This window comes from Streptomyces sp. NBC_00414, assembly GCF_036038375.1.
Classification (GTDB): domain Bacteria; phylum Actinomycetota; class Actinomycetes; order Streptomycetales; family Streptomycetaceae; genus Streptomyces.
This window is the reverse complement of the sequence record NZ_CP107935.1, coordinates 2,314,254-2,327,718: the sequence shown is the minus strand read 5'-3', so window position 1 is coordinate 2,327,718 and position 13,465 is coordinate 2,314,254. Positions and strand designations below refer to the sequence as shown.

At 72.2% G+C, this 13,465-nt stretch carries 12 protein-coding genes; all 12 read left to right on the top strand.

Going from position 1 to position 13,465, the window contains the following annotated elements; genetic code table 11:
- The first annotated feature begins 132 nt into the window (after positions 1-132).
- The 12 genes from OHS59_RS09995 to OHS59_RS09940 all read left to right on the top strand — a co-directional run bounded on the left by OHS59_RS09995 (position 133) and on the right by OHS59_RS09940 (position 13,373).
- Positions 133-1,311 carry an NAD(P)/FAD-dependent oxidoreductase gene (locus OHS59_RS09995; protein ID WP_328493032.1) on the top strand — a complete coding sequence of 393 codons (1,179 nt, stop codon included), beginning with the start codon at positions 133-135 and terminating at the stop codon, positions 1,309-1,311.
- Complete coding sequence (locus tag OHS59_RS09990) at positions 1,311-1,616, top strand: (2Fe-2S)-binding protein (protein ID WP_328493031.1); 306 nt, start codon at positions 1,311-1,313, stop codon at positions 1,614-1,616. Before OHS59_RS09995 ends, OHS59_RS09990 begins: the two co-directional genes overlap by 1 nt.
- Entirely contained in the window at positions 1,609-3,084 is a 1,476-nt protein-coding gene (locus OHS59_RS09985) for an FAD-dependent oxidoreductase (protein WP_328493030.1), read from the top strand. The genes OHS59_RS09990 and OHS59_RS09985 overlap by 8 nt, the downstream gene beginning before the upstream one ends.
- 49 nt (positions 3,085-3,133) lie before the next feature.
- Positions 3,134-4,033 (top strand): dihydrodipicolinate synthase family protein, encoded by a 900-nt coding sequence (locus OHS59_RS09980; RefSeq protein ID WP_328493029.1) that lies wholly within the window; start codon positions 3,134-3,136, stop codon positions 4,031-4,033.
- Between the two features lie 57 nt (positions 4,034-4,090).
- A complete protein-coding gene (locus OHS59_RS09975) occupies positions 4,091-5,092 on the top strand; it encodes a proline racemase family protein (protein ID WP_328493028.1) in 1,002 nt (333 codons plus the stop codon).
- A 241-nt stretch (positions 5,093-5,333) separates the two neighbouring features.
- Positions 5,334-6,011: a GntR family transcriptional regulator gene (locus tag OHS59_RS09970; protein ID WP_328493027.1), complete on the top strand. Its 678-nt coding sequence runs from the start codon at positions 5,334-5,336 to the stop codon at positions 6,009-6,011.
- Positions 6,012-6,106: 95 nt separating this feature from the next.
- Positions 6,107-7,879 carry an immune inhibitor A domain-containing protein gene (locus OHS59_RS09965; protein WP_328493026.1) on the top strand — a complete coding sequence of 591 codons (1,773 nt, stop codon included), beginning with the start codon at positions 6,107-6,109 and terminating at the stop codon, positions 7,877-7,879.
- 46 nt (positions 7,880-7,925) lie between these two features.
- Positions 7,926-8,762, top strand: coding sequence for a M55 family metallopeptidase (locus tag OHS59_RS09960; RefSeq protein ID WP_328493025.1), 837 nt, complete (start codon positions 7,926-7,928; stop codon positions 8,760-8,762).
- Complete coding sequence (locus OHS59_RS09955) at positions 8,755-10,098, top strand: M20/M25/M40 family metallo-hydrolase (protein WP_328493024.1); 1,344 nt, start codon at positions 8,755-8,757, stop codon at positions 10,096-10,098. Before OHS59_RS09960 ends, OHS59_RS09955 begins: the two co-directional genes overlap by 8 nt.
- Before the next feature lie 9 nt (positions 10,099-10,107).
- Positions 10,108-12,087, top strand: coding sequence for a prolyl oligopeptidase family serine peptidase (locus OHS59_RS09950; protein WP_328493023.1), 1,980 nt, complete (start codon positions 10,108-10,110; stop codon positions 12,085-12,087).
- A 7-nt stretch (positions 12,088-12,094) separates the two neighbouring features.
- On the top strand, positions 12,095-13,018 hold the full coding sequence (locus OHS59_RS09945; RefSeq protein ID WP_328493022.1) for a S66 peptidase family protein: 924 nt from the start codon (positions 12,095-12,097) through the stop codon (positions 13,016-13,018).
- Positions 13,019-13,118: 100 nt separating this feature from the next.
- Entirely contained in the window at positions 13,119-13,373 is a 255-nt protein-coding gene (locus OHS59_RS09940) for a DUF1049 domain-containing protein (protein ID WP_328493021.1), read from the top strand.
- Positions 13,374-13,465 lie beyond the last annotated feature (92 nt).

The window sequence follows — 13,465 nt, the reverse complement described above, 5'->3', positions numbered from 1 at the left end:
GACGCGCTGACTGCTGCCGGTCGCCGGTCGCCGGTCGCCCGTCGCGCTGAGTGCTCGGGCGGGCTGAGCGCTTGCGTCTCGGTGCCCTGCGAAGGGGGTGTGCTCCAGAGAGGTATGTGACATAGTACTGACGTGAGCAACTCGCTGACCTGCGATGTCGTGGTCGTCGGGGCCGGGATGGTGGGGGCGGCGACCGCCCTCTACGCGGCCCGGGCGGGGCTGAGTGCCGTCCTGGTGGACCGAGGTCCGGTGGCCGGCGGCACGACCGGGGCCGGCGAGGGCAACCTGCTCGTCTCCGACAAGGTGCCCGGCCCCGAACTCGAACTCGCGCTGCTCTCCGGGCGGTTGTGGGCCGACCTCGCCGCCGAGCCCGGCGTGGGCGAGTCGGTCGAGTACGAGGCGAAGGGCGGCCTCGTCGTCGCCTCCGCGCCCGAGGGACTGGCGGCACTCGAAGGGCTCGCCGCCGCGCAGCGCTCGGCCGGGGTCGGGACCGAGTCCGTCGCCCCGGACCAACTCCACCATCTCGAACCGTACTTGGCGCACGGCCTCGCGGGCGGCGTGCTCTACCCGCAGGACGCCCAGGTGATGCCGACACTCGCGGCGGCCCGGCTCGTCCGGCTCGCCCGTACGGCGGGCGCCTCGTTGCGGACCGGCCGCACGGTCACGAAAGTGCTGCGCACGGCGTCGGGGGCGGTGCGCGGTGTGCGTACCCCGCACGGCGACATCCACGCGCCCGCGGTCGTCAACGCGGCCGGGACCTGGGGCGGTGAACTGGCCGCGCTGGCCGGGGTGTTCCTGCCCGTGCTGCCCAGGCGCGGCTTCGTCCTCGTCACCGAACCCCTGCCGCGCAGGGTGCGCCACAAGGTGTACGCGGCGGACTACGTGGCCGACGTGGCCAGCGACTCGGCCGCGCTGCAGACCTCGCCGGTGGTCGAGGGAACGGCGGCGGGACCGGTACTGATCGGGGCCAGCCGGGAACGGGTCGGTTTCGACCGCTCCTTCTCGCTGCCCGTCACCCGGGAACTCGCCGCCGGTGCCATCCGGCTGTTCCCGTTCCTGGCGGAGGTGCGGGCCATGCGCTCCTACCTCGGCTTCCGCCCCTACCTGCCCGACCACCTCCCCGCCGTGGGGCCCGACGCGCGCGTGCCCGGCCTCTTCCACGCCTGCGGGCACGAGGGGGCGGGGATCGGACTCGCCACGGGCACCGGTCACCTGATCGCCCAGGTGCTGGCGGACAAGACGCCCGACCTGGATCTCGCGCCGTTCCGCCCGGACCGCTTTCCCGACCCCGCGCCTGTGGAGGGCCCGTGATGCCGCGTACTCCCATGAGGCTGGTCCGGGCCCGGCCCGAACCGCCGTTCACCGTCACGTTCGACGGCCGTGCGCTCACCGTCGTCCCCGGCCAGACGATCGCGGCCGCCCTGTGGTCCGCGGGTGTCATGTCCTGGCGCACGACCCGGGGGAGTGGCGAGCCGCGCGGAGTCTTCTGCGGCATCGGGGTGTGCTTCGACTGTCTGCTGACCGTCAACGGGCGGCCCAATCAACGGGCTTGTCTGGTACGGGCCGAACCCGGCGACGTGATCCGCACGCAGGAGGGGACCGGGCATCATGACTGAACCGGGCATCATGACTGAGCGGACACGGACCGGGCGGGCCGGGCGACGTCGACTCGCGGTGATCGGCGCGGGCCCCGCCGGGCTCGCCGCCACCCTCGCCGCCGCCGCGCGCGGTGTGCAGGTGACCCTCGTGGACGCCGCCCCGGACGCCGGAGGCCAGTTCTACCGTCAGCCCGCCGCCGGGCTCGGTGCCCGCCGCCCCCGGGCCCTGCACCACCAGTGGCGTACCTGGGAACGGCTCCGTGACGGACTCGCGGCGCACATCGCGGCGGGACGCGTCACGCATCTGAGCGACCATCATGTGTGGTGCGTGGAAGGGGAGTGCGGTGCCGGGGGTTTCACCGTGCACGCCCTGCTCGGGCCCGCGCAGGAGGAGCCCGTCGTGGTCCGTGCCGACGCCGTGCTCCTCGCGACCGGCGGCTACGAGAAGGTGCTGCCGTTCCCCGGCTGGACCCTCCCCGGAGTCGTCACCGCGGGCGGCGCGCAGGCCATGCTCAAGAGCGGACTCGTCCTGCCGGGCCGCACCACCGTGGTCGCCGGTACCGGGCCGCTGCTGATGCCCGTGGCCGTCGCACTGGCCGCGGCCGGGGCGAAGGTGGCCGCCCTCGTGGAGTCCGCCGACCCCGGAGCCCTCGTACGGCATGCCCGGGTTCTCGCCGCCCATCCGGACAAGCTCGCCGAAGGAGCCCGGTACGCGGCCGAGTTGGCGCGGCACCGGGTCGGGGTGCACGTCCGCCACACCGTCGTCGCGGCCCACGGAACCGACCGGCTCGAAGCCGTCACCGTGGCCGCGCTCGACACCGACGGACGCGTCAGGGAGGGGAGCGAGTGGCGCGTTCCCTGCGACAGCCTCGCCGTCGGACACGGCATGCTTCCGCACACCGACCTCGCCGAGACGCTCGGCTGCCGCCTCGACGGGGTGAACGTCGCCGTGGACGACGAACAGCGCACCGACGTACCGGGAGTCTGGGCCGCCGGTGAGACCACGGGGATCGGCGGCGCCGCGCTCTCGCTGGCCGAGGGCCGGATCGCCGGTCTGTCCGTCGCTGCCCGGCTCGACTCACGGGAGCCCGCACCGAGTTCCTACGCGCGAGCCGCCAAAGCGCGTACCGGACTGCGGGCGTTCTTCGCCGCCGTCGACAACGTCTGTACTCCGTCCGACCGCTGGGTCGAGCGGGTCGGGGACGACACCCTCGTGTGCCGTTGCGAGGAGGTGCCCGCCTCCGCGATCCGGGAGGCCGTCGACGACCTCGGCGCCGGGGACGTACGCACGGTGAAACTGCTGACCCGCGCCGGGATGGGCTGGTGCCAGGGTGGGATGTGCGGCCCTGCGGTGGCGGGCCTTGCGGGCTGCCCGCCGACACCCTCACGGCGGCCGTTCGCCCGGCCCGTACCCCTCGGTGTGCTCGCACGCGAGCCGGGCGAGGCTGCCCGGCACGCACCTCCCGACGCGCGCACACCCTCGTGACCTTCTGACAAGCACGCCCTGTGGATCCATGGACCGGATGGGAACCGTCATGACTGACAAGACCGACAACCGCCCCTGGCGCGGCGTTCTCGTCGCCACCGCGCTGCCGCTCAGGGGCGACCTCTCCGTCGACCACGACGCGTACGCCGACCACTGCGCGTGGCTCGTCGCGAACGGCTGCGACGGCGTCGTACCGAACGGCTCACTCGGCGAGTACCAGGTGCTGACCCCCGAGGAGCGCGCCAAGGTCGTTCGGACGGCCGTGGCGGCGATAGGCGGCTCGCGCGTCATGCCCGGCGTCGCCGCCTACGGCTCCGCCGAGGCCCGCCGCTGGGCCGAGCAGGCACGCGACGCGGGCTGCGCCTCCGTGATGCTGCTGCCCCCGAACGCCTACCGGGCCGACGAGCGGTCGGTCCTCGCCCACTACGCGGCGGTCGCCGAGGCGGGCCTGCCGATCGTGGCCTACAACAACCCGATCGACACCAAGGTCGACCTGGTGCCCGAACTGCTCGCCAAGCTGCACGGCGAGGGATACATCCAGGGCGTCAAGGAGTTCTCGGGCGATGTGCGGCGCGCCTATCGCATCGCCGAACTCGCCCCGGACCTGGACCTGTTGATCGGCGCGGACGACGTCCTGCTGGAGCTGGCGGTCGCCGGCGCCAAGGGCTGGGTCGCCGGATACCCGAACGCGCTGCCCGCCGCGTCCGTCGAGCTGTACCGCGCCGCCGTCCGGGGCGACCTCGACACCGCGCTGCCCCTCTACCGGCAACTGCACCCGCTGCTGCGCTGGGACTCCCAGGTCGAGTTCGTGCAGGCGATCAAACTGTCGATGGACATCGTCGGCCGGTACGGCGGTCCGGTGCGACCGCCCCGCGTGCCGCTGCGGGCCGACCAGGAGGCCGCCGTCCGGGCCGCCACGGAGAAGGCCGTGGCCGCGGGGCTCAGCTGAGCAGGGCTCGACCAGCAGGGCTCGACCAGCAGGACTCGTCCAGGAGAGGTGGGTATCGTGCGCAGCAAACTCGTCCTGCACGCCGTCGACTCGCACACCGAGGGCATGCCGACCCGCGTGATCACCGGCGGTATCGGCACCGTTCCCGGCGCGACCATGAACGAGCGTCGGCTGTACTTCCGTGAACACCGCGACGACATCAAGCAGTTGCTGATGAACGAGCCGCGCGGTCACTCGGCGATGAGCGGCGCGATCCTGCAGCCGTCCACTCGCCCCGACTGCGACTACGGCGTCATCTACGTCGAGGTGTCGGGCTATCTCCCGATGTGCGGGCACGGGACCATCGGGGTCGCGACCGTCCTCGTGGAGACCGGCATGGTCGAGGTCGTCGAACCGGTGACGACCATCCGGCTCGACACGCCGGCCGGGCCCGTCGTCGCCGAGGTCGAGGTGCGGGACGGGGCCGCCCGGTCGGTCACGCTCAGGAACGTGCCGTCCTTCGCCGTGGCCCTCGACCGCAAGATCGAGCTCGCCGACGGGCGGACGGTGACGTACGACCTCGCGTACGGGGGGAACTTCTACGCGATTCTGCCGCTCGACCAGTTCGAGCTGCCCTTCGAGCGGGGGCGCAAGGACGAAATCCTCGCGGCGGGGCTGTCGTTGATGGACGCCGTCAATGCCGAGGGGGAGCCCGTCCATCCGGAGGATTCCTCGATCAGGGGCTGCCATCATGTGCATCTGATCGCGCCCGGCTCGACAGCTCGGCACTCGCGGCACGCGATGGCCATTCATCCGGGGTGGTTCGATCGGTCGCCGTGCGGGACGGGTACCAGTGCGCGCATGGCGCAGTTGCATGCGCGGGGCGAACTGCCGCTGGAGACCGAGTTCTTGAACGAGTCCTTCATCGGCACCCACTTCACCGGGCGTCTGCACGGGACCACCGAGGTCGCCGGGATCCCGGCCGTGTTGCCGAGCTTCACCGGTCGGGCGTGGGTGACCGGGACCGCCCAGTACCTGCTTGATCCGGGGGATCCGTTTCCGGCGGGGTTCATCCTGTAGTCCCGTGCGGGTTTCGCGTGCCGCGCGCCTTGAAGATTGCGCAGTTCCCCGCGCCCCTGGATGGTGCCGCGTCGCTGGGGGCCGTGCGCGCCTCAAGGATTGCGCCGTTCCTCGCGCCCCCAAGAGAGGCTCAAGGATTGCGCCGTTCCCCGCGCCCCCAAAAAAAGGCTCAAGGATTGGGCCGTTCCCCGCGCCCCTAAAAAGAGACGCCCGCACTTGCCCCCTCCGAGGAGATCTACCGATGGTTGCCCAGCGCGTCAGTGCGCCCGTCCTGCCCACGTTGGGCGGTAGGAAGTCCAGTTATCGGGAGCGGGTTGCTGATGCGCTGCGAGCCGCCCTGATCGCGGGGGAGCTGCGGCCCGGGGAGGTTCACTCGGCGCCGGCTCTCGCCGCCCGCTTCGGGGTGTCCGCCACTCCTGTCCGCGAGGCGCTGCTGGACCTTGCCAAGGAGGGGCTGGTCGACACCGTGCCCAACAAGGGGTTCCGGGTCACGGCCGTCTCCGAGAAGCAGCTCGACGAGTACACGCACATCCGCTCGCTCATCGAGATCCCCACCACCGTGGGCCTCGCCACCTCCGCCGCGCCCGCGGCCCTGGAGGCGCTGCGGCCCGTCGCGCGGGAGATCGTCACGGCCGCGGCGGACGGCGACCTCATCGCGTACGTCGAGGCGGACGTCCGCTTCCATCTCGGCCTGCTCGCCCTCGCGGGCAACGAGCACCTCGTCGAGGTCGTCGGCGACCTCCGCAAGCGCTCCCGGCTCTACGGACTGCACGCCCTGGTCGAGGCGGGCCGCCTGGAGGCTTCCGCCGAGGAGCACCTGGAGATCCTCGACGCGCTGGTCGCCCGCGACGAGGAAGCGGTACGCGCCGTCATGACACGGCATCTCGGGCATGTACGGGGGTTGTGGGCGGCCGAGTGACCGTGACGGCGACACGCTGTCCGGCAACCTGGCGCGTGTGCGTCCTCATGCTCTCCTGAGTGCGGTCCAGGACCAGGAGCGCGAGGAGGACGCACATGAGCGAGTGGACGCGCGGAGCGGTGGTGGCCGCTGCTGCTGCCGTGGCCCTGTCCGCCCTGGCCCCCGACGCCGCGGCACAGGCATGGGGGCTTCGCCCCCGAACCCCCCATGCGCAGTTCCCCGCGCCCCCAAAAGAGGAGCGCGGGGAACTGCGCAGTCTTTTGGGGGCGCGGGGAACTGCGCGGCCGGCCACAGCGGACCCGCACCGGACAGCAGGCGTGCCCGAGCCGCCCCGCACACTGCCCATGGCGGACCGGGTCTTCGTCCTGCCGGTGGAGTTCGCCGACCACACGCACAACCGGATCCCGAAGCCAGACCGCGCCACCGACAACTCCACTGTGTGGACGGCGGACTACAGCCGGGCCTACTACCAGCGGCAGATCTTCGGCACGGCCGGCACCGAGGGCGTTTCCGGCGACACCCTAAAGTCGTACTACCAGCGGCAGTCCAGCGGCGCCTACACGATCACCGGCGCCGTCCACGACTGGACGCGGGTGGACCGCCCCCTCGCGTACTACGGCACCGACACCTGCAAGAAGCAGGGCAAGCCCGTCTCGACGTACTACTGCAACGAGCGGCTCGTCACCGACGGACTCACCCAGTGGTACGAGGACCAGCGCGCCACCGGCCGGACCGTCGCCTCGCTGACCAAGTACCTGGCCACGTACGACACATGGGACCGCAACGACCACGACCGCGACGGGATCTTCAACGAACCCGACGGCTACCTCGACCGGGTGATGCTGATGTTCGCGGGGGAGTCGCAGGTCAACGGCGGTGGTGTCAACGGCTCCGACGCGATCGGCTCCCACCGCGGCACCGTCAGCCATCTGCAGACCGGGGCCGGGAAGGTGGGGCCGGGCAACGGGAACCGGGACGGGGGCAGCGAGGTCGGCGACTCCGGGATCTGGGTCAACGACTACACCATGACCAACGAGAACCGGGGGCTTGGCACCCTGGCCCACGAGTACGGCCACGACCTGGGCCTGCCCGACCTGTACGACACCTCGGGCGCCGAGAACTCCGCCGGCTTCTGGTCGGTCATGGCACAGGGCTCACTGCTGTCGTCGGAGAGCGAACTGGCCGCGCACCCCGCAGACTTGGGTGCCTGGGCCAAGCTCCGGCTCGGCTGGCTCGACCACGTGACCGTCAAGGCCGGCACCTCCGCCACGGTCACCCTCAACCCGCTGTCCGTGCCCTCCTCGACCGCGGGCCCGGAAGCACTCGTCGTGAACCTCCCGCCCGACGCGGACGGCAACGCCCGCCACTACGTCGTCGAGAACAGGCAGTACGTAGGGGAGGACAGTCACCTCGAGTCGAGCCCGTTCCAGCTGGGTCGGGGGTCGGGACGCTCCCGGCTCAAGGAGCGGCTGCACTACGAGAGCGGCATCCTCATCTGGTACTGGAACACCAAGTACCGCGACAACAGGACCCGGGCCAACGGCGGTCACGGACTGCTCCTGCCGGTCGACGCCCACGCCGAACCCGCGCGGTCCGCCGCCGGAGCGGTCATCCGGAACCGCCTCCAGTCCTACGACGCGCCCTTCGGGCTGCGGCCCACCGCCCCGCTCGTCTTCCACCTGGGTGGCGTGCGGACGACGATCCCGTCCCGGCCCGCGGTGCCGGTCTTCGACGACCTCAAGGGCGTCCACCATTACGACACGGCGCCCCACGGATCCAGCCACGACGCCGACTCCGGGACCACCGTCACCGTGGCCGAGGAACATGCCGACGGCCGAGTGAAGGTTTCGGTCGGTTCGACCGGCTGACCGCCCGGCCCTGTGGGGCGCATCGCGACTGCGATACAACTGGTGCATGGTAAAGATCCTCATCAGCGCCGACATGGAGGGCGCCACCGGGGTGACCTGGCCGGCCGACGTGCTGCCGGGCACACCGCAGTGGGAGCGGTGCCGGTCGATGTTCACCTCGGACGTGAACGCCGCGGTCCTCGGCTTCCTCGACGGCGGCGCCGACGAGGTCCTCGTCAACGAGGCCCACTGGACCATGCGCAACCTGCTCCTGGAACAACTGGACGAACGGGCGCAGATGCTCACAGGGCGGCACAAGTCGCTCTCCATGGTCGAGGGCGTGCAGCACGGCGACGTCGACGGCATCGCCTTCGTCGGCTACCACGCGGGAGCGGGCATGGAGGGCGTCCTCGCCCACACCTACCTCGCCAACTCGATCACCGGCGTGTGGATCAACGGCGAGCGGGCCAGCGAGGGCCTGCTCAACGCGCGCGTCGTCGCCGAGTACGGAGTCCCCGTCGTGCTGGTCACCGGTGACGACGTGGCCTGCGAGGACGCGCTCGGCTACGCGCCCGAGGCACTGAAGGTCGCCGTCAAGGACCATGTCTCGCGGTACGCGGCCGTGTGCCGCACCCCGGCCCGTACGGCGGCGGACATCCGCTCGGCGGCCAAGGAGGCGGCGCGGCTCGCGGTACGGCACGAGCCCGCTCAGGCGGGGCCCTTCACCGTGGCCCTGGAGTTCGACGCCGAACACCTGGCGATGGCGGCCACCGTCGTCCCGGGCGTCGAACAGAGCGGGGAACGGAAGGTGGCGTACACCAGCGCCACCATGTACGAGGGCATCCGGACCTTCAAGGCGGTCACCACGATCGTCTCGGCTGCCGTGGAGGAGACCTATGGCTGACATCAGCGCGACACAAGAGCCGACCGTCGACGAGCGGGCACTGGACGAGGTCGTCCGGTTCACCTCCGACCTCATCCGCATCGACACCACCAACCGCGGTGGCGGCGACTGCCAGGAGCGGCCGGCCGCCGAGTACGCCGCCGCCCGGCTCGCCGAGGCAGGGCTGGAGCCGACCCTCCTGGAGCGCACCAAGGGGCGTACGAACGTCGTCGCACGCCTGGAGGGCACCGACCCGTCCGCTGACGCGCTGCTCGTCCACGGTCACCTGGACGTCGTACCCGCGCAGGCGGAGGACTGGAGCGTCCATCCGTTCTCCGGCGAAGTCCGCGACGGGGTCGTCTGGGGGCGCGGCGCCGTCGACATGAAGAACATGGACGCGATGATCCTCGCGGTCGTCCGGCAGTGGGCGCGCTCCGGTGTACGCCCCCGCCGCGACCTGGTGATCGCGTTCACCGCGGACGAGGAGGCGAGCGCCGAGGACGGCTCGGGCTTCCTCGCCGACCGGCACGCGGGGCTCTTCGGGGGGTGCACCGAGGGCATCAGCGAGTCCGGGGCGTTCACCTTCCACGACGGCGGCGGGCGTCAGCTGTACCCCCTCGCCGCCGGTGAGCGCGGCACCGGCTGGCTCAAGCTCACCGCCCGCGGCCGGGCCGGCCACGGCTCCAAGGTGAACCGGTCCAACGCGGTGACCCGGCTCGCCGCCGCGATCGCCCGGATCGGCGACCACCAGTGGCCCGTACGGCTCACCCCGACGGTCCGCGCGGCACTCACCGAACTCGCCGTGCTGTACGGCGTCGAGCCCGATCTCGACGATCCCGACGGCGTCGACCGGCTGATGGAGAAGATCGGCCCCGCCGCGTCCCTCGTCGAGGCAACGGTCCGCAACAGCGCCAACCCGACCATGCTGGACGCCGGTTACAAGGTCAACGTGATCCCCGGCGAGGCGAGCGCGCACGTCGACGGACGCTTTCTGGCCGGTACCGAGGACGAGTTCCGGGCCACCCTCGACCAGCTCACCGGGCCGGACGTGGACTGGGAGTTCGTCCACCGCGAGGTCGCCCTGCAGGCGCCGCTGGACTCGACGACGTACGCCCGTATGCGGGCCGCCGTGGAGGAGTTCGCGCCCGAGGGGAACGTCGTGCCCTACTGCATGTCGGGCGGCACGGACGCCAAGCAGTTCTCGCGGCTGGGCATCACCGGCTACGGATTCGCGCCGCTGAAACTCCCGCCGGGCTTCGACTACCAGGCGCTCTTCCACGGAGTCGACGAACGGGTGCCCGTCGAGGCACTGCATTTCGGTGTCCGGGTACTCGACCGCTTCCTGCGCACGGCCTAGAGGAAAAAAATGGGGGACACAGTGCAGACGCTGGCCTACGGTTCCTGGCCCTCGCCCATCGACGCGGCGCTCGCCGCCGCACACGACGGGCACCCCGACTACGTCGGCTTCGTCGGCGACGAGGCCTGGTGGACCGAGCCCCGGCCCGCCGAGGGCGGCCGTCGCACCCTGGTGCGCCGCCGCGCCGACGGCACCGAGGAGTCGGTCCTGCCCGCCCCGTGGAACGTCCGCAGCCGCGTCGTCGAGTACGGCGGACAGCCCTGGGCCGGCACGGCCGGCGAGGACGGCCCGGTGGTCGTGTTCGTGAACTTCGCCGACCAGCGGCTGTACGCGTACGAGCCCGCCGACCCCGGGAAGGGCCCGCGCCCCCTCACTCCCCTCTCCTCCGTCGGCGGCGGACTGCGGTGGGTGGACCCGCGGCTGCACCTGGAACTCGACGAGGTCTGGTGCGTACTGGAGGAGTTCACCGGCGAGGGGCCCAGCGATGTGCGGCGGGTCGTCGCCGCGGTGCCGCTGGACGGATCGGCCGCCGAGGACCGGGAGGCGGTGCGCGAACTCACCGACGGACAGCACCGGTTCGTCACCGGGCCGCGGGTCTCGCCCGACGGGCGCCGCGCGGCCTGGCTGGTCTGGGACCACCCGCGGATGCCGTGGGACGGCACCGAGCTGATGGTCGCCGACGTGACCCCCGACGGCACGTTCGGGGAACCCCGCAGGGCCGCGGGCGGACCGGACGAGGCGATCGCCCAGGCCGACTGGGACCGGGACGGAGCCCTCCTTTACTCCAGCGACCGCACCGGCTGGTGGAACCTCTACCGCGACGGCGAAGCGCTGTGCACGCGCGAGGAGGAGTTCGGCGGCCCGCTGTGGACGATCGGCCGCCGCTGGTTCGCACCGCTCGACAGCGGACTGATCGCCGTCGTGCACGGCCGGGGCGCCACCGCGCTCGGCATCCTCGACCCGGAGACCGGCGAGGTCGTCGACGCGGCCGGACCCTGGAGCGAGTACGAGGCCACCCTCGCCGTCGACGGCAGCCGCGTCGTCACCGTCGCCGCCAGCCCGCGCAGCGCCTACGAGGTCGTGGAACTGGACGCCCGGACCGGACGGGCCCGTGTCGTGGGAGCCCCGCACAACGACCCGGTGGACCCCGCCTACTACCCGGAACCGCAGATCCGTACGTTCACCGGGCCCGCCGGGCGGGATATCCACGCCCACGTCTACCCGCCCCACCACCCCGGCCACGTGGCTCCCGGCGATGTGCTCCCGCCCTACGTCGTCTGGGCGCACGGCGGACCCACCGGCCGTGCCCCGCTCGTCCTCGACCTGCAGATCGCGTACTTCACCTCGCGCGGCATCGGGGTCGCCGAGGTCAACTACGGCGGCTCCACCGGATACGGGCGCGAGTACCGCAACCGGCTGCGCGAGCAGTGGGGTGTCGTGGACGTCGAGGACTGCGCGGCCGTCGCCCTGGCCCTCGCCGAGGAGGGCACCGCCGACCGCGACCGGCTGGCCGTCCGGGGCGGCAGCGCGGGCGGCTGGACCACGGCCGCCTCGCTGGTGAGCACCGACGTCTACGCGTGCGGGACGATCCTCTACCCCGTCCTCGACCTGGTGGGCTGGGGCGTCGGCGAGACCCACGACTTCGAGTCCCAGTACCTGGAGAGCCTGATCGGACCGCGCGCCGAGGTCCCCGGACGGTACGCGGAGCGGTCGCCCACCGAGCACGCCGACCGGGTCACCGCGCCCTTCCTGCTCCTCCAGGGCCTCGACGACGTCATCTGCCCGCCCGCCCAGTGCGAGCGGTTCCTGGCCAGGCTGGAGGAGCGGGCACAGTCCGTGCCGCACGCCTACATCACCTTCGAGGGCGAGGGCCACGGCTTCCGCCGCACCGACACGATGGTGCGCGCCCTGGAGGCCGAACTCTCCCTGTACGCGCAGGTGTTCGGCCTCACTCCGCCCGGCGTTCCCGCACTGGAGCTCGTCAAGTGACCGGCCGTTGAAGGACCTTGTCAGGCCGCCGCGGCTGGTCGCCGGAGCCCGGGTCGCCGTCGTCGCGCCGAGCGGGCCCGTGCCCGAGGAACGCCTCCAGGCGGGCCTCGACATCCTGCGCGGCTGGGACCTGGAACCGGTCGTCGCACCCCATGTCCTGGACCGGCACGGGCGGTTCGACTACCTGGCGGGCACGGACGCCGACCGGGCGGCCGACCTCCAGGCCGCCTGGTGCGACCCGTCCGTGGACGCGGTGTTCTGCGCCCGCGGCGGCTACGGCGTACAGCGCATGACCGACCTGCTCGACTGGGACGCCCTGCGGGCCGCGGGACCCAAGGTGTTCCTCGGGTTCAGCGACATCACGGCCCTCCACGAGGCCTTCGCGGCCCGGCTGGGACTCGTGACCCTGCACGGCCCGATGGCCGCGGGCATCGACTTCGTCAAGAACGCCCGCGCCCAGGAGCACCTCAGGGCGACCCTCTTCGAGCCGGAGACCGTGCGGACCATCAGGTCGGCCGGACAGGCGCTGGTCCCGGGGCGGGCCTCGGGCGTCCTGCTCGGCGGCTGCCTGTGCCTGCTCGCCTCCGAGCTGGGCACACCGCACGCCCGGCCCTCCGCGGCCGGCGGCCTGCTGTGCCTGGAGGACGTGGGCGAGGAGACGTACCGCCTGGACCGCTACCTCACCCAGCTCCTGCGGGCCGGCTGGTTCGACGGCGTCGCGGGGATCCTGCTCGGGTCCTGGGACCGGTGCGATCCGTACGAGCGGGTGCGGGACCTGGTTCTCGACCGGCTCGGCGGGCTCGGGGTGCCGATCGCGGAGGAGTTCGGCTTCGGGCACGGGGACGGGGCGCTGACGATTCCGTTCGGGGTGCGGGCGGAGCTGGACGCGGGGGCGGGGGCCCTGACACTGGATGTACCGGCCCTGGCCTGACATCCATGGGCCAGGCCCGGTCTGGCCGCACCTCACCTCACCTCACCCGGAGGGGTCCCTCACCGCGCGTGACCTCCGCTCCTGAGGCCATCCTGGTCCCATGAGCCCGAAGACTTCGCAGAACAGTGGCGGTGGTGGTGGCGCGGGAGCGGGCAGGGGGAGCCTGCTCACCCCCGGGCGGGTGGCTGTCGTCGCGCTGGCCGTTCTCGGGCTGGTCTTCATCTTCGAGAACACCCGGGCCACGAAGATCCGTCTGCTGATTCCCGAGGTGACCATGCCCTTGTGGATGGCGCTGCTCGCCACGGCGGTGATCGGAGCGCTGTGCGGGGCGTACTTCATGCGCCGCCGGGGCTGAACGCTGCGCTCCCCCCCCCAGGGGCGCGGGGAACGGCGCAGTCTTTCGTCTTTTGAGGGGCGCGGGGAACGGCGCGACCAGCCCCCACGTCC

Excerpts from the sequence above, each read along its gene's own strand:
- OHS59_RS09990 (WP_328493031.1), top strand. The coding sequence starts at position 1,311 with ATGCCGCGTACTCCCATGAGGCTGGTCCGGGCCCGGCCCGAACCGCCG.
- OHS59_RS09985 (WP_328493030.1), top strand. The coding sequence starts at position 1,609 with ATGACTGAACCGGGCATCATGACTGAGCGGACACGGACCGGGCGGGCC.
- OHS59_RS09980 (WP_328493029.1), top strand. The coding sequence starts at position 3,134 with ATGACTGACAAGACCGACAACCGCCCCTGGCGCGGCGTTCTCGTCGCC.
- OHS59_RS09970 (WP_328493027.1), top strand. The coding sequence starts at position 5,334 with ATGGTTGCCCAGCGCGTCAGTGCGCCCGTCCTGCCCACGTTGGGCGGT.
- OHS59_RS09965 (WP_328493026.1), top strand. The coding sequence starts at position 6,107 with ATGAGCGAGTGGACGCGCGGAGCGGTGGTGGCCGCTGCTGCTGCCGTG.
- OHS59_RS09960 (WP_328493025.1), top strand. The coding sequence starts at position 7,926 with ATGGTAAAGATCCTCATCAGCGCCGACATGGAGGGCGCCACCGGGGTG.
- OHS59_RS09955 (WP_328493024.1), top strand. The coding sequence starts at position 8,755 with ATGGCTGACATCAGCGCGACACAAGAGCCGACCGTCGACGAGCGGGCA.
- OHS59_RS09950 (WP_328493023.1), top strand. The coding sequence starts at position 10,108 with ATGGGGGACACAGTGCAGACGCTGGCCTACGGTTCCTGGCCCTCGCCC.
- OHS59_RS09940 (WP_328493021.1), top strand. The coding sequence starts at position 13,119 with ATGAGCCCGAAGACTTCGCAGAACAGTGGCGGTGGTGGTGGCGCGGGA.